The organism is Massilia sp. IC2-477, assembly GCF_020707265.1.
In the GTDB taxonomy this organism is placed as follows: domain Bacteria; phylum Pseudomonadota; class Gammaproteobacteria; order Burkholderiales; family Burkholderiaceae_D; genus Telluria.
Genome location: NZ_JAJFEQ010000006.1, coordinates 108,537 through 127,788, shown reverse-complemented (window position 1 = coordinate 127,788; position 19,252 = coordinate 108,537). Strand labels below are relative to the sequence as shown.

The following is a 19,252-nucleotide window of genomic DNA, read 5'->3' as shown; positions in this document are numbered from 1 at the left end:
ATGAACGTATTTTTTGAAGAGTCGGGCGACTTCAAGGTCGGCACCATCCTGTCGCAGGCGGGCGAGGCCTACCAGGTCGAACTGGCCAGCGGCAAGCGCAGCAAGGTCAAGTCCAAGGACGTGCTGATCCAGTTCGACAAGTCCGAGCCGGAAGCGCTGCTGGCTGCGGCCAAGGGCATCGCCGCCGAGGTCGACCTCGACTTCCTGTGGGAAGTCGCGGGCCAGGAAGAATTCGGCTTTGCCGAACTCGGCGCCGAATACTTCGGCCATGCGCCCCTGCCGCACGAAGCCGCCGGCCTGGTGCTGGCGCTGCACGCCGCCCCGATCTACTTCCACAAGAAGGGCCGCGGACGCTACAAGGCCGCGCCGGAGCAGACCCTCAAGGCGGCCCTGGCCGGCATCGAAAAGAAGAAACAGCAGGCCATCATCCAGGCCGGCTACGTCGATGAACTCAAGGCCGGCAAGCTCCCGGGCTCGATGCAGGCGATCGTGCAGCAGCTGCTGTTCAAGCCGGACAAGAACACCATCGAATACAAGGCGCTGGAAGCGGCCGCCTCGGAACTGCAGACCACCGCGCAGCGCCTGATGCTGAGTACGGGCGGGCTGGCGTCGCCCAAGGAACTGCACATGTGGCGCTTCCTGTTCGAGCACTTCCCGCGCGGCGCCGGTTTCCCGCAAGTCGAGGTGCCGAAGGCGCCGGACGACCTGCCGCTGGCGGACGTCGCCGCCTTCTCGATCGACGACGTGACCACCACCGAGATCGACGACGCCTTCTCGGTCGTCAAGCTGGACGATGGCCTGGTGCGCGTGGGTATCCACATCGCGGCGCCGGGCCTGGGCATCCGCCCGGACGATGCGATCGACAAGATCGCTCGCGCGCGCATGTCCACTGTCTATATGCCGGGCGATAAGATCACCATGCTGCCTGACGAGGTGGTGAACGCCTTCACCCTCGCCGAAGGCAATGACTGCCCGGCGCTGTCGCTGTACGCCGTGCTCAACCCGCAGGACTGGACCGTGGTCTCGACCACCACCCGCGCCGAGCGCGTGCCGATCAAGAGCAACCTGCGCCACAACGACCTCGACGCCCTGGTCAACGAAGAGACGCTCGCCAGCGGCGAAGGCGAGTATCCGCACAAGGAAGAACTCGGTCTGCTGTGGCAGTGGGCGCTGCAGCTGGAAGCGGGCCGCATGCAGAAGCGCGAAGCCTTCGGCCTGAAACCCGAGCAGGCCAACCGCGTCGACTTCAACTTCTACGTGGAAGACGACGTGGTCACCATCGTGCGCCGCAAGCGCGGCGCGCCGCTCGACAAGATCGTGGCCGAGCTGATGATCTTCGCGAACAGCACCTGGGGCAAGCTGCTGCACGACTCGGGCGTGCCGGGCATCTACCGCTCGCAGGGGCCGGGCGCGGGCGGCTGGAACGCCAAGATCCAGGTGCGCATGGTCACCCACGCGGCGCCGCACCAGGGCCTGGGCGTGGACCAGTACGCATGGAGCACCTCGCCGCTGCGCCGCTATACCGACCTGGTGAACCAGTGGCAGATCCTGGCCTGCGCCTCCCATGGCGTGACCGCGCCGCTGGTGGCGCCCTTCAAGCACCGCGACGCGACGCTGTTCTCGATCGTCTCCGCTTTCGACGCGGCCTATGCGGCCTACAACGACTTCCAGCAGAACATGGAACGCTACTGGTGCCTGCGCTGGCTGGGGCAGGAGAATGCGAAGCAGGTCGATGCCGTGGTGCTGAAGGACGAAGTGGTGCGCCTGGTCGAGATCCCGCTGGTGGCGCGCCTGGCCGGCATGCCGCAGGTGGCCAGAGGCGCGCAGGTGAAACTGGATATTGTGCGCTGGGACGAAGTCGACCTGTCGCTGGAAGCGCGCCTGCTCGAGGTGGCGGCGGTGGCGCCGGATGCCTCGATCGGGCTGGAAGAAGAGGAAGAGGGCGATACCGGGGAAGCGGCGCTGGCGGAAGTGGTGGAAGCGGAGGGTGTTGTTGCCGCGGTCACGACGGAAGAAGGCGTGGAGGTCCCGGCAAACGCCGGCACGGCCTGATATCGTAGGGTGGGCGGGTCCTCCCGCCCACGCGGTCAACCGGCTGCAAGATCATCCCGAACAGTTATTCACCCGATAACTACCACCGCGTGGGCGGAATCCGTGTTCCAGTCCACTGGACTGGAACACCCCTACAACCCCACCACACGCTGCCGTTGCAGGTTAGAATGCCCCATCCCTGACCCAACCGCCCGCCCCGGGCACGCGCAGTGAAGTATTTGCAAGATAACCGCCCCCTGATGATCGCCCTTGGCGTGTCCGTGCTCGCGCACGCGGCGCTGCTGGCGATCCGTTTCGCCGCGCCGGACGCCTTTCGCCAGCAGCCGGCCGATCCCGGGCTCGAAGTCATCCTCGTCAACGCCAAGCATGCGAACGCCCCGGTAAAAGCCGACGCCCTGGCCCAGGCCAACCTGGAAGGCGGCGGCACCGCCGATGCGGGACGCGCGCGCTCGCCGCTGCCCGACCTGCGCAAAACGGAGAACGGCGAAAGCATCAAGGCCCTGCAGCGCCGCATCGCCGAACTGGAACAGCAACAGCAGAACGTCCTGACCCGCGTGCGCGGCTCCGCCTTCAACGCGCCGCCCAAGACCGAGCAGGACAAGCCCGACCCGACCCGCACCGGCAGTGACGCGCTGGACACCAGCCGCGCCATCTCGCGCAGCGCGGCCGAGGTGATCGAGCGCATCGAAGACCAGAACAAGCGGCCCAAGCGCACCCAGATCACGCCCAGCACGCGCCAGGTCGGCTATGCGCTCTACTATAAAGAGATGCAGAAGCGGATCGAGGAAGTCGGCACCCTCAACTTCCCGCAGCAGAGCGGCCAGAAGCTGTACGGCGAGCTGGTGGTCTACATCCCGGTGTTCCAGGACGGGACCATCTACATGAAGGATGGCGGCCCGCGCGTCGAGCAGAGCTCGGGCAACCGCGCGCTCGACGCCGCCGCGCTGCGCATCGTGCGCCAGGCCGCGCCCTTCGGGAGCTTCCCGGCCAACATGCGCACCCGCGGCAAGGACGACCTGTGGGAAGTGATCACGCGCTTCCGGTTCACGCGCGAAGAAAAGATGCAGACCGAATTGCGAGGCGACGCAGGATGAGCAAACATGACAGATAAGTACTGCGTGATCGGCAACCCGATCGCCCACAGCAAGTCCCCGGAGATCCACCCGGTCTACGCGCGCCAGACCGGCCAGGACCTGGTCTACGAACGCTGCCTGGCGCCGCTCGACGGCTTCGCCGCGACAGTGAAACAGCTGGTGGCGGACGGCTACCGCGGCGCCAACGTCACGCTGCCGTTCAAGCTCGAGGCGGCGCGCGTCTGCACCCGCCTGGAAGAACGCGCCGGCGCCGCCGGCGCCGTCAACACGCTGGTGTTCGCGAACGGCGAGATCGTCGGCGACAATACCGACGGCCCGGGCCTGGTGGCCGACATCACCCGCAATGCGGGCGTCGCCATCGCCGGCAAACGCGTGCTGCTGCTGGGCGCCGGCGGCGCCGCGCGCGGCGCGCTGCTGCCCCTGATCCAGCAGGGCCCGCGCGAGATCGTGATCGCCAACCGCACCGTGGCCACCGCCGAAGCGCTGGCCCGCGACTTCGGCAATTACGCCGTGCCGGTCAGCGGCATGGGCTTCGCGAGCGTCGACGGCAGCTTCGACATCGTCATCAACGCCAGCGCGAGCAGCCTGGCGGGCGAGCTGCCGCCGCTCTCGCCCACTGTGTTCGGCCCGGGCGCCCTGGCGCTGGACATGATGTACGGCAGCCAGCCGACCGTGTTCATGGAATTCGCCTCCCAAGCCGGCGCCAGCGTGCGCGATGGCCTGGGCATGCTGATCGAACAGGCGGCCGAAGCCTTCGCCATCTGGCGCAGCGTACGTCCCGACACGGCGGAAGTGTTCAGGAAGATGCGACCATGACCGCAAGCACGATGGCGATGGGGAAAACGAAAAAGGCCAGCGCGAAGACCTCGCGCCGCTGGCTCAAGTGGCTGATCCTTGGCCCGATCCTGCTGGTGCTGCTGGTGCAGCTCTACTTCTTCATCATGGTCTGCTGGTACTCGGTGTTCAATCCCGGCTCGACCAGCTTCATGCGCCAGCAGCTGTCCGAACTGCGCGAGAAGAACCCGAACGCGAAGCTCAAGCACGAGTGGGTGCCCTACGAGCGCATCTCGGTCAACCTGAAGCGGGCCGTGGTGGCCTCGGAAGATTCGCGCTTCGCGGAACATGGCGGCGTGGACTGGGAAGCGCTGGAAGCGGCCTATGAGCGCAACAACAAACGCAGCAAGGTGGTCGGCGGCGGCTCGACCATCACCCAGCAGCTGGCCAAGAACCTGTTCCTGTCCGGTTCGCGCAGCTACCTGCGCAAGGGGCAGGAGATGATCATCGCCTTCATGCTCGAAACCGTGATGAGCAAAAAGCGCATCCTCGAGGTCTACCTGAACGTGGTGGAATACGGCCGCGGCGTGTTCGGCGCGGAAGCGGCGGCGCGCCATTACTTCCGCACCTCGGCCGCCAACCTGAACACCCAGCAGGCCGCGCGCCTGGCGGTGATGCTGCCCAATCCGCGCTACTATGACAAGCACCGCTCGACGTCCTATCTGATGCGCCGCACTGCGCTGATCCAGCGCCGCATGCGTTTCGCCGACCTGCCCTAAGCCCTGCCGGACAGGAAATTGTCGTTACGGGGTGGCCGCTTGCGGGGCCTCTCGGTTACACTTGCGGCAAATTTTCGAATCCCGGCCGAGAAAAGCGCATGATCAACGTATTTGTCCTACAAAATGGCCGCCTGAACCAGGTCAGCGTCGACTCGCGCGAGGACCTGGAGAACGTGACGCCGGTCTGGGTCGACCTCAACGAGCCCACCGACGAGGAGCGCATCCTCGTCAAGACGACCTATGGCGTGACGCTGCCGGGCGAGGACGAGGTGTCGGACATCGAGGCCTCGGCCCGTTATTACGAAGCCGAAAACGGCGACCTGCACCTGCGCACCGACTTCCTGCTGGAAGAAGAGGACGGTCCCTCGCGCGTGGTAACGGTGGCGTTCATCCTGTCCGGGAAAATCCTGTTCTCGGTCCATAACGATGACCTGCCGGTGTTCCGCCTGGTGCGCCTGCGCGCGCGCTCGCGTCCCGGCTCGATCGAAGACTACATGGACGTGCTGCTCGACCTGTACGCCACCGATGCCGAGTATTCGGCGGACGCGCTCGAGGGCATCTATGAGGCACTGGAAGAAGTCTCGACCCGCGTGCTGCAGAAGGAATTCACCGACCAGGACGCGGCCGCCGCGCTGAACGCGATCGCGCACGAGGAAGACTTGAACGGCCGCATCCGCCGCAACATGATGGACACGCGCCGCGCGGTCAGCTTCCTGATGCGCGGCCGCCTGCTCAACAGCGACCAGTTCGAGGAAGCGCGCCAGATCCTGCGCGACATCGAATCGCTGGACGGCCACACCTCCTTCCTGTTCGACAAGGTGAACTTCCTGATGGACGCCACCGTCGGTTTCATCAACATTAACCAGAACAAGATCATCAAGATCTTCTCGGTGGCCTCGGTCGCCTTCCTGCCGCCGACCCTGATCGCCAGCATCTACGGCATGAACTTCAAGGTGTTCCCGGAACTGAACTGGAACTTCGGCTATCCGCTCGCGATCGGACTGATGGTCGCGGCGATGGCGGCGCCGCTCCTGTATTTCCACCGGCGCGGTTGGTTGCGTTGATGAAATAAAATGTCATTTTCAGGCGGGTGGTGAAAGAAAATTTCACCGCCCGTTTTTTTTTGATGTGTGCCGAGCACAAGGCCGTGGGTTTTCAAGAGATTCCCGCACCCGTCCATTCCCTATAATGGCAAGGCGTTCCGCATCCACCTTCCTTCGTTCCCGCCATGGCCGACATCGCCGACGACCACCCCGCCAGTCCCGACACCAAAGCCTCGCTCAATACGCTCACGCCAGTCCGCGGAATGTTCGAGCGCCCACGCGACGTCGACTGGTACGCCTTCCGCATCGAGCGCGGATACTCGCATGTGCTGCTGTCGCTGCAGGGCGACGAGGCTCCGTCATACAGCGCCCAGCACTACGCGCTGGCCGTCTACGACGCCTGGGGGCAGGTCGTGGCCCGGCAGATGGCAGGCAGCTACGGGTTCTACCCGATGCTCGAATTCGTGGCGCTCAATGCCGGTACCTATTATGTCGCCGCGGCCTCGCTGTCCGATTCCAGCGCGCTGGGCGGCTACCGGCTGTCGGCGCAGTGGCACGACATCGTCGGCGACGATGCGCCCGGGCCCTGGACGCCCAAGCGCCTGGCGGCCGACGGCACGGTGGCCGGCAGCTTCGAGGTGGCCGGCGACACCGACTGGGTGGCATTCAGTGTGCGGCCCGGCATGCACTACGAGTTCACGGTCGAAGGCGTGGGCCAGCCCTACATGCCGCCAAGCGAGGTGGCGATCCTGGATGCCAACTACCAGCCGGTGCCGGGCCTGGGCTGGCAGTGGGGCTTCGACCCGAAGGCGGCGGGTGACTACCTGCTTGAACTGCGCTCGCTGGCGGCCGGAGGCTACAAGGTCCGGATGCTCGGCTGGAGCGACGACTACGCGGCCAGCGGCGAGGGCACCGGCAGCCTCGCGCCCGGCGCGCTGGCGGCCGGCGCGATCGAGTACGACCGCGACGTCGACCGATTCCGGATGCAGCTCGAGCAGGACAACTACTACACGGTCACCCTGAAGGGCGAACAGCAGTTTTATTCCCTGTATCTCAAGGACGCGGCCGGCGCCACCGTCGCTTATTACTACGGGAATACCAACACTGAGAACATGCGTTTCGTGTTCCGGGCGCCGGCGGATGGGGAATACTTCCTCGACGTGGCGCAGTTGAACAGCTCGGTGGGCGGCGAGTCGCTGTCCTATACGGTCGCACTCGGCGCCGGCATGCACGACCTGGTGGGTAGCAGCATCGCAGCCGCGGCGCCGGCGCGTGCCGGGACGCCGGTGCTGGGCGTGCTCGAAGCCGCCGGCGACCTCGACACCTACCGCATGAGCCTGGCCGGCGGCGAGCGCTATGCCCTCACGGTGGGCGCCCAGTCCGGCCAGCGCGAGTGGCTTACGCTGCGCGTGCTGGCGGCGGACGGCCGCACCCTGGCCTACGACGACGGCAGCGACCGCAATTATTCGCTCGCGCTCGACTTCACCCCGCCTGCCAGCGGCGAGTATTACCTGCAGGTGGGGCGCACGGGTTTTGGCAGCACCCCGTTCACGCTGCTGGCGCAGCCGCTGCGCGGCGACACGGCGGGGCCGGCGCTGCTGGCAAGCTCGCATCCCAACGGCGCCGCCGGCGTGCGCGTGACCGACAACACGGTGGTGCTCACCTTCAGCGAAGCGGTGGCGATCGACAAGTCGAAGATCAGCATCGTCGACGCCAGCGGCAAGGCGGTCGCCATGGCCACTGACGCAGACAGCAGCTACGCCAGCTGGCCCTTCGTGCAGGGCGCGCAGGTATTCCTGAAGACGGCCGATTTTCTGAAGCCGGGCAGCTATACGGTGCAGCTGCCGCGCGCGGCGGTGAGCGACCTGGCCGGGAACGCCTACACGGGACCGGACAGCCTGCGCTTTTCGACGGCGGCGCTGCAGGATGCCGGCACTCCCGGCGACGACCTGCTGGCGGGAGGGAAGGGCATGCGCATCGATGGCGGGGCCGGCATCGATACGCTGCTGCTGCCCGGCTCCGCGGGCAGCTACCAGATCCTGCGCGAGGCAGGCGCGGTCACGGTGCGCCAGGGCCCATTCGGCCTGCCCGATGTCGTGAGCGGAGTCGAGCGGCTGCTGTTCCAGAACCAGGCCATCGCGCTCGACATCGACGGCGCTGGCGGCCAGGCCTACCGGCTGTACCGGGCCGCCTTCGACCGCGCGCCCGACCTGAAGGGCGTCGGCTACTGGATGTCGCGGCTGGACGCGGGCGCCTCGCTGCTGGACGTCGCCCGCGCCTTCATCGGCAGCCTCGAGTTCCAATCCCTGTATGGCAGCGCCCCTTCCGACGCGGAATTCGTCCGCCTGTTGTACGCCAATGTGCTGCACCGGGCGCCCGACCAGGGCGGGCTGGACTACTGGATGGCGCGCCTGGGAGAAGGCCACCCGCGCGAGCATCTCTTGAAGTCGTTCAGCGAATCGCCCGAGAACCAGGACGCGCTGGCGGACATCATCGGCAACGGCTTCGTCTACCAGCCTTATTAGCCGCCGCCGGATGCGCGGCCCCGGCCATCAAAAAGAGGCGGGCGGTGAACCAGTTCACCGCCCGCTTTGCTTTGGCGCTGTCATCATTGAATGTGGAAGAGGCCGATCGCTGTCCGCAGGAGATGATCGGGGGCACCGATACGTCCCTCATCTAGGGCCCAGCGCCAGCCAAGGTAATTCGGTAGATAGCGCGACGCGACGCCGTGAAAGCGCGACAGCCAACTGCGCAGGCGCTGGTGGTAGGCATTGACGTTCTGGACGTGCACGGCGCCGCGCATGCGCTCACCCGTCCGCAGGTTGACAAACGCATGCGCAATCCCAGCCTCGCGCGCGAAGGTCCGGTATGCAACATGCCCGTCGGTCACCAACAGCACGTCAGGGTCGAGCAAGGGCAGCAGGTGCCGGTGCAGCTGCCTGACTGTGACCGCAGCCCGTCCGGTCACGCACGAGCAGGTCTGGCCGCCGCGGTCGCGGGCAACAAGGATGCAGTCATGTTCGCGGCTGATGCCGCGGGTACGGGCATGGCCCCCACGCTTGCGGGCCGGCCGATCCAGGCGGCGCGATCCCTTTTGCGATTCGAGGATGAACATCTCGTCTGCTTCTGCGATGCCGATGAGGCGCTCGGGCTGGTCGAGCCGTACCCCGTCCAGAAAGCGGTGGCGCCAGCGAAAACTGGTGTTGCGGTGCACTCCGATACGCACGGCTGCCGCGCGAACGCTGCGCGAGTCGAGCATGTCCTTGAGGTAGTCGAGCCACTTTGATCGGTGGCGCAGCCTTGCGAGGGGCGTGCCAGTCAGGGCGCTGAAGGTGCGGCCGCAAGCGCGGCAGCGGTAGCGCTGCAGGCCCCGGACGATGCCATGGCGGTAGTGGCGGCTGTTGCCACATCCAGGGCAGCACAGGGGAGCCGAGCGGGCTCCGTCGATGGCTTCGCACACCTGATCCAGGCCAAGCGCGGGGCGCAGGAATTCGATCAGCAGCGATCGTTGCTGGTGGCTGAGCAAGCCTGCCTGCTGCAGCAAACGACGAAAGCCCGCGGCATTCATGGTCCCTCCTGATCATCGACCCAGGTTGGACCTCCATTCAGCTCAGCAGTTCAATTTCTACACTCAGCGGTGACATCGCCTTTGCTTTTTGGCGGCGGCATATGGTCATTCCGGCATGGCAGCTTGACAATTGAATGAGAATCGTTATCATTCGCATTCAAATATCGTGCTGCCGCATCGTGATGCGGAACAGCAATCGCTTTCACCACTCGCCATCTGGATAACTCATGACCATCAACACCTGCCGGACGCTCTGCCTGAACCGACTCGCCCTCTTGACCGCTGCAATCCTGCCCCTGGCCGCCCAGGCGGACGACGGGGACCAGGCCGGCGCCGGCATCCAGCAGGTGCAGGTCAATGCCCGCAAGCTGGGCGAGACCACCTACACGGCCGGCAGCGCGCGCAGCGCCACGCCGCTCGACCTGTCGCTGCGCGAGACGCCGCAATCAGTGTCGGTGGTGACCCTGCAGCGCATCGAAGACCAGAACCTGCAGTCGGTGACCGACATCGTCAACAACGTCACCGGCGTCTCGGTCAACCAGTACGAGACCAACCGCGCCGGTTTTACCGCGCGCGGCTTCGACATCGACAACCTGCAGATCGACGGCATCCCGACCACCTGGGACCAGGCCTGGAGCGCGGGCGAAGTCGCGGGCAGCCTGGCGCTGTTCGAGCGGGTCGAAGTGGTGCGCGGCGCGACCGGCCTGATGACGGGCGCAGGCAACCCGTCCGCCGCCATCAACCTGGTGCGCAAGCATGCGACCAGCCGTGCGCTCACGGGTGCGGTGGAGGCGGGCGTCGGCCGCTGGAACGAGCGCCGCGTCATGGGCGATGTCTCCACGCCGCTGAACGCAAGCGGCACCGTGCGCGCCCGCGTCGTGGGCGAGTACAGCAAGTCGGACAGCTGGGTCGACCTCCTGAAGAACGAAAGCAAGACCATCTACGGCGTGATCGACGCCGACCTGGGCCCGCGCACCCTGCTGTCGGCGGGCTTCAGCCGCCAGGACCTCGATCCGCGCGCCGGCATGTGGGGCGGCCTGCCGTTCTGGTACAGCGATGGCAGCAGGACCAACTGGGACCGCTCCAAGACCACCGCGGCCGACTGGGTCAGCTGGGCTTCGCGCTACGACAACGGCTTCCTGGCGCTCGAACACGGCTTCGACAACGGCTGGACCCTGCGCGCCAGTTATAACCATGCGAAGCGCATCGGCGACTCCTACCTGCTGTATCTGTCGGGCGTCCCGGACCGCGTCACCGGCCAGGGCATGAGCGACTTCGCCGGCTCCTATCTCACCACCACAAAGCAGGATGACTTCAGCCTGCAGGCCAGCGGCCCGTTCGAGCTGTTCGGACGCCGCCACGAAGCCAGCTTCGGCTTCAGCCGCATGTCGCAGAAGTTCAATTCCGACAACCGCGCCGCCGACTTCGGCGGCGCCAACAGCGCGGTGGGCGATTTCCATGCCTGGAACGGCGCCGCCTATCCGACCCCGTCCTGGGGCGCGCCAACCTTCTATGAAAGCGCCGAGACCACGCAGTCGGGCCTGTACGGCGTGGCGCGTTTCGCGCTCGCCGATCCGCTCAAGCTGATCGTGGGGGCGCGCGTCACCGACTACGAGAAGAACGGCCGCGGCCTGTGGACGACGGCGTATGCGGTCAAGCACGAGAACGAGCTCACGCCCTATGCGGGCCTGGTCTACGACCTCGGGCGCAACTGGTCCGCCTACGCCAGCTACACCGACATCTTCCAGCCGCAGAACCGCAAGGACATCGCCGGCAACATGCTCGAGCCGATCGTCGGCAAGAATTACGAACTGGGCCTGAAGGGCGAGTTCTTCGGCGGCCGCCTGAACGGCTCCTTCGCCGTATTCCGTATCGAACAGGACAAGCTGGCGCAGGATGCCGGCCGGATCGACCGCGACGGCGACGGCCCGCTGCTGGAAGAGAGCCACTACCGCGCCGCCGAAGGCGCGAAGAGCGAAGGCGTCGAGTTCGAGCTGTCGGGCGAACTGGCCCGGGGCTGGAACGCCACCGCCGGCTACTCCGTGTTCCGCGCCAGGGATGCCGGCGGCGCCCACGTCAACAGCATCTATCCGCGCCAGCTGCTGCGCGTGTTCACCACGTACAGGCTGGCCGATGCGTGGAGCGGCCTGACGGTCGGCGGCGGCGTCAACTGGGAAAGCCGTACCTGGACGCTCGATACAGCGGCGCCGAAGGGCAGCACCGGCCTGATCGAGCAGGATGCGTTCGCCCTGGTGAACCTGATGGCGCGCTACGAGTTCAGCCCGCGCCTGTCGGCCCAGCTCAACATCGACAACCTGTTCGACAAGAAGCACTTCGGCATGTTTGCCGCCTACGGCGCGCTGACCTGGGCGGCGCCGCGCAGCGCGTCGCTGTCGCTGAAGTACCGTTTCTGAGGACGAAGCCATGCGCGCATTCTGGACCCTGGTGCACCGCTACGCCGGCCTGTTGACGGCGGCCTTCCTGTTCGTCAGCGGCCTGACCGGAGCCGTGATCTCGTGGGACCACGAGCTCGACGACCTGCTCAATCCGCACCTGATGGAGGCGCACACGCCGGGCCGCGCCCAGCCGGCGCTGCTGCTGGCGCAACAGGTGGAGGCGCGGTATCCGCAGGTGCGCGTCTCCTACGTGCCCCTGCACGCCGAGGAGGGCAGGTCGCTGGCCCTGGGCGTCGCGCCGCGCTACGACGCGGACGCGAAGGCCATGACCGAGCCGGGCTTCAACCAGGTCTTCCTCGACCCGGTCACCGGCGCGGAGCTGGGCAAGCGCGAATGGGGCGCCGTCTGGCCGATCAGCCGCGAGACCTTCGTCTCCTTCCTCTACCGCCTGCACTACACCCTGCACATCCCGGAGATGTGGGGCATCGACCGCTGGGGCATCTGGCTGCTGGGCGTGATCGCGATGATCTGGACGGTGGACTGCTTCGTCGGCTTCTACCTGACCCTGCCGCTACGCCGGCGCCAGGCCGCGCAAGGGGGCGCGGGCGGCAAGTCCTGGTGGGGGCGCTGGAAGCCGGCCTGGAAAGTGCGCTGGAGCGGCGGTTCCAGCAAACTCAATTTCGACCTGCACCGTGCGTTCAGCCTGTGGACCTGGGCGCTGCTCCTGGTCCTCGCCTTCACGGCGTTTTCCCTGAACCTGTACAGCGAAATCTTTTATCCGGTGATGAAGACCGTGTCCGAAGTCACGCCGACGCCCTTCGACACCCGCCCGATGAAGCTGGGCGCGGACGTGATCAACCCACGCGTGGGTTTTAACGAAGTGGTGGCGACGGCCAGCAGGGAGGCGGCGCGCCGGAACTGGGAGGCGCCGGCCGGCGGCGTGTTCTATTCCCAGGAATACGGCATCTACATGGTGAGTTTCTTCGAACCGGGCAACGACCACGGCACGGGCGGCGTGGGTCCGCCGGTGCTCTACTACGACGGCGTCGACGGGCGCCTGCTGGGCGAACGCCAGCCGTGGAAGGGCAGTGCGGCCGACATCTTCGTCCAGGCCCAGTTCCCGCTGCATTCGGGACGCATCCTCGGCATCCCGGGACGCATCCTGATCTCCTTCATGGGCGTGGTGGTCGCCATGCTGAGCGTGACCGGGGTCGTCATCTGGTGGCGCAAGCGCAGTTCGCGCAGGGTCGCGAAGACCCTGCGTGCGGACGAACTGCAGGAAGCGTAGCGGGGCTTAGCCGATGCGCGCGAACACCCGGCGCGCGGCCTCGACCGTCTCGTCGATCACCGCATCCGTGTGCTGCGCCGAGACGAAGCCCGCCTCGAACATCGCCGGCGCAAAGTACACGCCTTCTTCCAGCATGCCGTGGAAGAAGCGGTTGAAGCGCTCCTTGTCGCCGGCCATCATCTGGGCGTAGGTCGAGGGGATGCTGTTGCTGAAGTAGAAGCCGAACATGCCGCCCACGGCGTCGCCGCAGAAGAGAATGTCGGCTTCCCTGGCAGCTTCGGTCAGGCCCTTGACCAGGCGCTCGGCGGCGGCGCCGAGACGATCATAAAAGCCTGGCGCCTGGATCAGCTTCAGGGTGGTCATGCCCGCCGCCACCGCGACCGGATTGCCCGACAGCGTGCCGGCCTGGTAGACCGGGCCGATCGGCGCCATCTTCTGCATCAGTTCCGCACGGCCGCCAAAGGCCGCCACCGGCAGGCCGCCGCCGATCACCTTGCCCAGCGCGGTCAGGTCCGGCGTGATGCCGTACATTTCCTGGGCGCCGCCGAGGCCGACGCGGAAGCCGCACATCACTTCGTCGAAAATCAGCACGGCGCCGTGTTCGGTACACAGTTCGCGCATGCGGTTCAGGAATTCCGGCGTGGCGCGGATCAGGTTCATGTTGCCTGCCACCGGCTCCACGATCACGCAGGCGATAGTGTCGCCCATCGAGGCAAAGGCGTCTTCCAGCTGCGGGACGTTGTTGTAGTCGAGGACCAGGGTGTGCTTCACGAAGTCTTCCGGCACCCCGGCGCTGGTCGGATTGCCGAAGGTGAGCAGGCCGCTGCCCGCCTTGACCAGCAGCGAATCGGCGTGGCCGTGGTAGCAGCCTTCGAACTTGACGATCTTGTCGCGGCCGGTGGCGCCGCGCGCCAGGCGCAGGGCGCTCATGGTCGCTTCGGTGCCCGAGGACACCAGGCGCACCTGCTCGATCGAGGGCACCAGGCGGCAGATCTCTTCGGCGATCTCGATCTCGCCCTCGGTCGGCGCGCCAAAGGAGAGACCATTGGCAGCGGCAGCCTGCACCGCCTGGATGACTTCCGGATGCGCGTGGCCGACGATGGCCGGGCCCCAGGAACCGATGTAGTCGATGTAGCGCTTGCCGTCGGCATCCCAGAAGTACGGGCCTTCGGCGCGGGTGATGAAGCGCGGCGTGCCGCCCACCGAGCGGAAGGCGCGCACCGGCGAATTCACGCCGCCCGGCGTCGACTGCTGGGCGCGGGCGAACAGTTGGTCGTTCTTCGAGGTGTTCTCAGTCATGGTAGCGAGGGGCCTCAGCCCCGGTAGAATTTATTGGGAATGAACTTGCCCATGCCGAAGCGCTGGGCGTGTTCGAGGGCGCCGGTGGTGTAGTCCTGGGCGGCGACCAGCGCCTCGGGCGCCTCCATGCCGCGCGCCATCAGGGCCGTAAAGGCGGCCGAATAGGTGTTGCCGGCGCCGACAAAGGGGCCGGGCAGGTGCTTCCATTCGACCTGGGCCACCACGCCGTCGGCGTCGAACAGGGTATTGGAACAGGCGCCCGTTTCGTCGCGGGTGCCGGTGACCAGCACATACTGGCAGCCGGCGTTGGTCAGTTCGGCCACGTCTTCGAGCAGCGAACCCTCCGTACCCGGCTCGCGCCAGGTCTCGGCCATGCGGCCCAGTTCCGACTGCGACAGCATCAGCACCGTGGTCTGGGGCGCCAGGATCGAACGGATCGCCGACAGCATCTCTTCGTCGGCCAGGCCGGAATCGGGCAGGGCGGTGAGGAAAGGGTCGAGGATCAAGGGAGCGTCCGGGTAGTCGGACACGATTTCGGCGATGGCGGCCAGCTGCAGCACGGTGGCGACGGCGCCGACCTTGAAGGCGGCCACCGGCATGTCTTCGAGCAGGACCCGGGCCTGGTCGGCCATCCAGTCGCTGTCGACTTCATGCAGTTCTTCGACCTTGGCGCTGTCGGCCACGAGAATGCCGGCGACGACCGACAGCCCGTGGCACCCATGCGCGGCGAATGCGGCCAGGTCGGCCTGCACGCCGAGCGCGCCGACCGGGTCGGACACGCCAAATGTCAGGATGAGGGGTAACGGTTGGTTTTGCACGACGGCTGCATTAATATACGCGACTCTCCATTCTACTAGATACAAGGACCCATATTGTGAGTACTGATTCGACGGCCCCATTCCAGACCTGGATGTGCCTGATCTGCGGCTGGGTCTACGACGAGGCGGCCGGTGCGCCGGACGACGGCATCGCCCCCGGCACCCGCTGGGCCGACGTGCCGATGAACTGGACCTGTCCGGAATGCGGCGCCCGCAAGGACGATTTCGAGATGACCGCCATTTGATCTCGTAGGGTGGTCGGCTTTGCCGACCGCGCGTCCAAACCGTGTTTGAATAGAGACGGCGTGTCCATTCAGGCGTCGGTCGAACGCGCGTACGGCAGAGCCGTACACCCTACAAATTGCAATAACGTCAGCTGAGTTTTCAAATTGCTACGTCAATCTGCGTGTAACAGTTGACGTACTGCAACACACTACGCACAAGGGATAAGCCCTGTGCTATCGTGGCGCTTCATGCTGAAGTGAAACGAAAATGACGACATCGCCGCAAGCAACCGGCCTGACCATCATGGTGATCGACGACAGCAGCACGATCCGCCGCTCCGCCGAAATCTTCCTGACCCAGGCCGGCTACCAGGTGGTCCTCGCCGACGACGGCTTCGATGCGCTGGCCAAGATCAACGACCACCACCCCGCGCTGGTGTTCTGTGACATCCTGATGCCGCGCCTCGATGGCTACCAGACCTGCGCCCTGATCAAGAAGAGCGCGCGCTTCCACGCGACGCCGGTGCTGATGCTGTCGTCCAAGGACGGCCTGTTCGACCGCGCGCGCGGCGCAATGGTCGGCGCCAGCGCCTACCTTACCAAACCGTTTTCCAAGGACAGCCTGCTGGCCGCCGTGCGCGAGCACACGGCAGGCAAGGCTTGAATCCGATTACCGAACCGAGTCCAACGTGGCCATTCACAACATCCTGATCGTCGACGATTCCCCGACCGAGCGCTTCTACCTTACCGACATCCTGGTGCGCGCCGGCTATGCCGTCAGCACCGCCGTCAACGGCGAAGAGGCGATCGACAAGATCCGCGCCGAGCGCCCGCAGCTGATCCTGATGGACGTCGTCATGCCCGGCGCGAACGGCTTCCAGGTGACGCGCTCGATCGCGCGCGACCCGGAGCTGGCGGCAATCCCCGTCATCATCTGCAGCAGCAAGAACCAGGAAACCGACCGCATCTGGGGCATGCGCCAGGGCGCCAGGGATTACCTGATCAAGCCGGTCGACCCGGGCCTGCTGCTGGCCAGCATCGCCGCGCTCGACCAGAAACCGGCCACCGCGGCGGCGGCATGACCGCCGAAGAAGGACGGCCCGACCCGGCCGCGCGGCGCGAGCGCCTGCGCGAATACCAGGACCAGCTCCTCGAGCGCATGCAGGCCGCCAAAAGCGGCGGCGGCGCTCCGATCCAGCAGCTCGGCATGCAGGTGGGCGCCACGCGCTACCTGCTCGACCTGGTGGAAGCGAACGAGATCGTCCCGCTGGTGCCGCTGACCCGCGTGCCGCTGACGCTGCCCTGGTATCTCGGGCTGGCCAACGTGCGCGGCACCCTGGTCGGCGTGATCGACCTGGCGCGCTACCTCGGCGAAGACAGCCTCCCGGCCTCCGGGCCGTCGGCGCGGCTTGTCACCTTCGCCCCCACGCTCGGCTTCAACTGCGCCCTGCTGGCCGACCGCGTGTTCGGCCTGCGCCAGGCATCAAACATGGAGCGCGAGGGCGAGCGCCTGCGCGACGCGGACGGAAACACGTGGACGCCGCTGTCGCTGGCGGCCCTGGTGCGGGAAGAGCGCTTCCTGCACGTTGCGCAACAAGCAGACCAACGCTAACCCACAATAGCAGGACCAGGAGCCGGTATGGGATTCGCCTCGAAACTCAGCATGAACGTATTCTCGAAGGACAGCGAGGACGACGATACCGTCCTGGCGTCGCCCGATACCGAATTCGGCCCGGGCGTGCTGCCGCAGCATCCTTCGGCTGACGCGGGTCCTGCGCTGCACGGTTCGGCGGAAGCGGCGGCGCGCCGGCTCGGCAACACCCGCCCGCGCAAGCCCCTGAATGCCCCGGTCGAAGACGAGGACCTGCGCCTGCCGCTGATCGGCCACCTGTCGCTGTCGCGCCAGCTGCGCCTGGTGCTGGCCGCTTTCGTGGCCGGCATCCTGCTGACCGTGCTCTCGATGTGGCAGAACGCGGCGCGCACCGACGTGGTCTCGACCCAAGGCCAGATCGCGGCCGACGCCCTGATGCACGCCCAGCGGGTGGCCAGGTCGGCGCCGAACGCGCTGCGCGGCCAGACGGACGCCTTTGCCGAACTGGACGACAGCCGCGCCGAAGTCGGGCGCCTCCTGACCCTGCTGGCGCGCGGCGGCCAGGCCGGCGGCCATGCAATTCCCGGCGCGTCCGGCGAACTGGTGCCCTTGCTGGCCAAGGCGCGCTCCGGCTGGTCGGCCTCGAATGCGTCCGCCGCCACCATCGTCGGCAACAAGCGCCACCTGGTCGGTTTCGGCGCCGGCGTCGCGAAATTCGAGCCGCTCGCCACCGAACTGCAGTCGATCTCCGGGAAGCAGCCGGGCAATGCCGCCCTGGGACGCCTGGCGGCCCTGGGCGACCGCCTGTCGGTCACCACCCATGCTTTCCTGAGCCCGGGCGCGGCCTACCGCGACGCTGCCCGCGCCATTGCGCGCGACAGCGCCGAACTGGGCGCGCTGCTCGACAGCCTGTCCGACGGCGGCGCCCCGCTCGAACCGGCCCTGCGCGAGCGCGTCCAGGACGTCCGTACCGCCTTCAAGACCTGGCAGGAAAGCCTGGCGCCGCTCTCGACCAACCTGCACAACTTCAGCGCCGCGCGCAGCGCCGAGCAGGTGATCGCGCGCGACAACGAGGGCCTGCGTTCGGCGCTCACGCGGGTCCAGGCCGAATACCGCCGCCAGCTGGGCCAGAAGAGCGGCTGGTTCTGGCTGCTGGTGGGCGCCTCGGTGTTCACGCTGGCGATGGGCGGCAGCTTGAGCCGCGTGATGCTGCAGGATTCGCGCAACCGCACCCGCGGCGCCGAAGCGCGCCGCCGCGAAGCCGAGGCGATGCGCCAGCTGGCCCAGGCCAAGGAAGAAGAAGCCAAGGCCACCAACGACCAGAACCAGGCGGCGATCCTGCGCCTGATGAACGAGCTGCAGGAAGTCGCGGACGGCGACCTGACCGTGCACGCCACCGTGTCGGAAGACATCACCGGCGCGATCGCGGACTCGGTCAACTACACGGTCGAGGAACTGCGCGAGCTCGTCTTGCGTGTCATCAAGACCACCGAACAGGTCACGCGCGCTTCAAGCAGCGCCCAGGCAGTGTCCACCGAGCTGCTGGGCGCGGCGGAGCAGCAGTCGCGCGAGATCCAGGAAGCCTCCGGCACGGTGCTGCAGATGGCGGCGCAGATCGCGGGCGTGTCGCGTTCCGCGACCGAATCGGCGGACGTGGCGCGCCAGTCGGTGGCGGCGGCGGAGCAGGGCGCGCAGGCGGTGCAGAACGCGATCCTCGGCATGAACGAGATCCGCGAGCAGATCCAGGAAACCTCGAAGCGCATCAAGCGCCTGGGCGAATCCTCGCAGGAGATCGGCGAGATCACCGAGCTGATCTCGGACATCACCGAACAGACCAACGTGCTGGCGCTGAACGCCGCGATCCAGGCGGCGTCGGCCGGCGAGGCGGGGCGCGGCTTCTCGGTGGTGGCGGAAGAGGTGCAGCGCCTGGCGGAACGCTCGGCCGAAGCGGCCAAGGGCATCGGCGCGCTGGTGCGCACCATCCAGGCCGACACCCACGACGCCGTGGCGGCGATGGAAAAGTCGACCCAGGGCGTGGTCGAGGGCGCGCGCCTGTCCGACGCGGCCGGCGCGGCGCTGGCGGATATTTCGCGCGTGTCGAACCGCCTGGCGGAGCTGATCCAGGCGATTTCCAGCGCAGCTGAACAGCAGGCGACGTCCGCGAACGGTGTGGCCCATAATATGCAGCACATCCTGTCGGTGACCGAGCATACCCAGGGCGGCACGCGCCAGACGGCGCAGTCGATCCGCGAATTGGCGCTGCTCGCCCAGGAACTGAAAGATTCGGTGTCGCGCTTCCGCGTGGCTGCATAACCTGACTGAAAAC

The 19,252-nt window shown here is 66.8% G+C and carries 16 protein-coding genes; 13 read left to right on the top strand and 3 right to left on the bottom strand.

The annotated features are described in order from the left end of the window. The 6 genes from LK542_RS13880 to LK542_RS13855 all read left to right on the top strand — a co-directional run bounded on the left by LK542_RS13880 (position 1) and on the right by LK542_RS13855 (position 8,267). Positions 1 to 2,052 carry a ribonuclease catalytic domain-containing protein gene (locus LK542_RS13880; protein ID WP_227812344.1) on the top strand — a complete coding sequence of 684 codons (2,052 nt, stop codon included), beginning with the start codon at positions 1 to 3 and terminating at the stop codon, positions 2,050 to 2,052. Between the two features lie 239 nt (positions 2,053 to 2,291). Continuing rightward, entirely contained in the window at positions 2,292 to 3,146 is an 855-nt protein-coding gene (locus LK542_RS13875; RefSeq protein WP_227801677.1) for a TonB family protein, read from the top strand. 6 nt (positions 3,147 to 3,152) lie between these two features. Further along, the gene (aroE, locus tag LK542_RS13870) at positions 3,153 to 3,962 is read left to right on the top strand and encodes a shikimate dehydrogenase (protein ID WP_227812343.1); all 810 of its coding nucleotides are present in this window, start codon (positions 3,153 to 3,155) and stop codon (positions 3,960 to 3,962) included. Between the two features lie 17 nt (positions 3,963 to 3,979). Continuing rightward, a complete protein-coding gene (mtgA, locus tag LK542_RS13865; protein ID WP_227802088.1) occupies positions 3,980 to 4,699 on the top strand; it encodes a monofunctional biosynthetic peptidoglycan transglycosylase in 720 nt (239 codons plus the stop codon). Positions 4,700 to 4,797: 98 nt separating this feature from the next. Beyond that, positions 4,798 to 5,763: a magnesium/cobalt transporter CorA gene (gene corA, locus LK542_RS13860; protein ID WP_227801675.1), complete on the top strand. Its 966-nt coding sequence runs from the start codon at positions 4,798 to 4,800 to the stop codon at positions 5,761 to 5,763. Between the two features lie 164 nt (positions 5,764 to 5,927). Further along, the gene (locus tag LK542_RS13855) at positions 5,928 to 8,267 is read left to right on the top strand and encodes a DUF4214 domain-containing protein (protein ID WP_227812342.1); all 2,340 of its coding nucleotides are present in this window, start codon (positions 5,928 to 5,930) and stop codon (positions 8,265 to 8,267) included. Between the two features lie 83 nt (positions 8,268 to 8,350). Here LK542_RS13855 and LK542_RS13850 read toward each other — a convergent pair whose 3' ends face one another. Further along, positions 8,351 to 9,310, bottom strand: coding sequence for an IS1595 family transposase (locus LK542_RS13850; RefSeq protein ID WP_227812341.1), 960 nt, complete (start codon positions 9,308 to 9,310; stop codon positions 8,351 to 8,353). Positions 9,311 to 9,537: 227 nt separating this feature from the next. Here LK542_RS13850 and LK542_RS13845 point away from each other — a divergent pair, with 227 nt between their 5' ends. Continuing rightward, positions 9,538 to 11,724, top strand: coding sequence for a TonB-dependent siderophore receptor (locus LK542_RS13845; protein ID WP_227812340.1), 2,187 nt, complete (start codon positions 9,538 to 9,540; stop codon positions 11,722 to 11,724). A 10-nt stretch (positions 11,725 to 11,734) separates the two neighbouring features. Further along, on the top strand, positions 11,735 to 12,994 hold the full coding sequence (locus LK542_RS13840; protein WP_227812339.1) for a PepSY domain-containing protein: 1,260 nt from the start codon (positions 11,735 to 11,737) through the stop codon (positions 12,992 to 12,994). Positions 12,995 to 13,000: 6 nt separating this feature from the next. Here the strand turns inward: LK542_RS13840 and hemL are convergent, their stop codons facing one another. Together hemL and LK542_RS13830 are read right to left on the bottom strand one after the other, a co-directional pair. After that, positions 13,001 to 14,293, bottom strand: coding sequence for a glutamate-1-semialdehyde 2,1-aminomutase (hemL, locus tag LK542_RS13835; protein WP_227812338.1), 1,293 nt, complete (start codon positions 14,291 to 14,293; stop codon positions 13,001 to 13,003). 14 nt (positions 14,294 to 14,307) lie between these two features. Continuing rightward, the gene (locus LK542_RS13830; RefSeq protein ID WP_374040143.1) at positions 14,308 to 15,111 is read right to left on the bottom strand and encodes a hydroxymethylpyrimidine/phosphomethylpyrimidine kinase; all 804 of its coding nucleotides are present in this window, start codon (positions 15,109 to 15,111) and stop codon (positions 14,308 to 14,310) included. Between the two features lie 92 nt (positions 15,112 to 15,203). Here LK542_RS13830 and LK542_RS13825 point away from each other — a divergent pair, with 92 nt between their 5' ends. From LK542_RS13825 to LK542_RS13805, 5 genes are all read left to right on the top strand, one after another. Next, positions 15,204 to 15,356 carry a rubredoxin gene (locus LK542_RS13825; RefSeq protein WP_029755924.1) on the top strand — a complete coding sequence of 51 codons (153 nt, stop codon included), beginning with the start codon at positions 15,204 to 15,206 and terminating at the stop codon, positions 15,354 to 15,356. A 247-nt stretch (positions 15,357 to 15,603) separates the two neighbouring features. Then, a complete protein-coding gene (locus LK542_RS13820; protein WP_227801665.1) occupies positions 15,604 to 15,999 on the top strand; it encodes a PleD family two-component system response regulator in 396 nt (131 codons plus the stop codon). 25 nt (positions 16,000 to 16,024) lie between these two features. Further along, the gene (locus LK542_RS13815) at positions 16,025 to 16,417 is read left to right on the top strand and encodes a response regulator transcription factor (protein ID WP_373889544.1); all 393 of its coding nucleotides are present in this window, start codon (positions 16,025 to 16,027) and stop codon (positions 16,415 to 16,417) included. Further along, positions 16,414 to 16,947: a chemotaxis protein CheW gene (locus LK542_RS13810; protein WP_227801664.1), complete on the top strand. Its 534-nt coding sequence runs from the start codon at positions 16,414 to 16,416 to the stop codon at positions 16,945 to 16,947. The genes LK542_RS13815 and LK542_RS13810 overlap by 4 nt, the downstream gene beginning before the upstream one ends. Positions 16,948 to 16,998: 51 nt before the next feature. Beyond that, a complete protein-coding gene (locus LK542_RS13805; protein WP_227812336.1) occupies positions 16,999 to 19,239 on the top strand; it encodes a methyl-accepting chemotaxis protein in 2,241 nt (746 codons plus the stop codon). Positions 19,240 to 19,252 lie beyond the last annotated feature (13 nt).

Excerpts from the sequence above, each read along its gene's own strand:
- LK542_RS13880 (WP_227812344.1), top strand. The coding sequence starts at position 1 with ATGAACGTATTTTTTGAAGAGTCGGGCGACTTCAAGGTCGGCACCATC.
- LK542_RS13875 (WP_227801677.1), top strand. The coding sequence starts at position 2,292 with ATGATCGCCCTTGGCGTGTCCGTGCTCGCGCACGCGGCGCTGCTGGCG.
- aroE (WP_227812343.1), top strand. The coding sequence starts at position 3,153 with ATGACAGATAAGTACTGCGTGATCGGCAACCCGATCGCCCACAGCAAG.
- mtgA (WP_227802088.1), top strand. The coding sequence starts at position 3,980 with ATGGGGAAAACGAAAAAGGCCAGCGCGAAGACCTCGCGCCGCTGGCTC.
- corA (WP_227801675.1), top strand. The coding sequence starts at position 4,798 with ATGATCAACGTATTTGTCCTACAAAATGGCCGCCTGAACCAGGTCAGC.
- LK542_RS13855 (WP_227812342.1), top strand. The coding sequence starts at position 5,928 with ATGGCCGACATCGCCGACGACCACCCCGCCAGTCCCGACACCAAAGCC.
- LK542_RS13850 (WP_227812341.1), bottom strand. The coding sequence starts at position 9,310 with ATGAATGCCGCGGGCTTTCGTCGTTTGCTGCAGCAGGCAGGCTTGCTC.
- LK542_RS13845 (WP_227812340.1), top strand. The coding sequence starts at position 9,538 with ATGACCATCAACACCTGCCGGACGCTCTGCCTGAACCGACTCGCCCTC.
- LK542_RS13840 (WP_227812339.1), top strand. The coding sequence starts at position 11,735 with ATGCGCGCATTCTGGACCCTGGTGCACCGCTACGCCGGCCTGTTGACG.
- hemL (WP_227812338.1), bottom strand. The coding sequence starts at position 14,293 with ATGACTGAGAACACCTCGAAGAACGACCAACTGTTCGCCCGCGCCCAG.
- LK542_RS13825 (WP_029755924.1), top strand. The coding sequence starts at position 15,204 with ATGTGCCTGATCTGCGGCTGGGTCTACGACGAGGCGGCCGGTGCGCCG.
- LK542_RS13820 (WP_227801665.1), top strand. The coding sequence starts at position 15,604 with ATGACGACATCGCCGCAAGCAACCGGCCTGACCATCATGGTGATCGAC.
- LK542_RS13810 (WP_227801664.1), top strand. The coding sequence starts at position 16,414 with ATGACCGCCGAAGAAGGACGGCCCGACCCGGCCGCGCGGCGCGAGCGC.
- LK542_RS13805 (WP_227812336.1), top strand. The coding sequence starts at position 16,999 with ATGAACGTATTCTCGAAGGACAGCGAGGACGACGATACCGTCCTGGCG.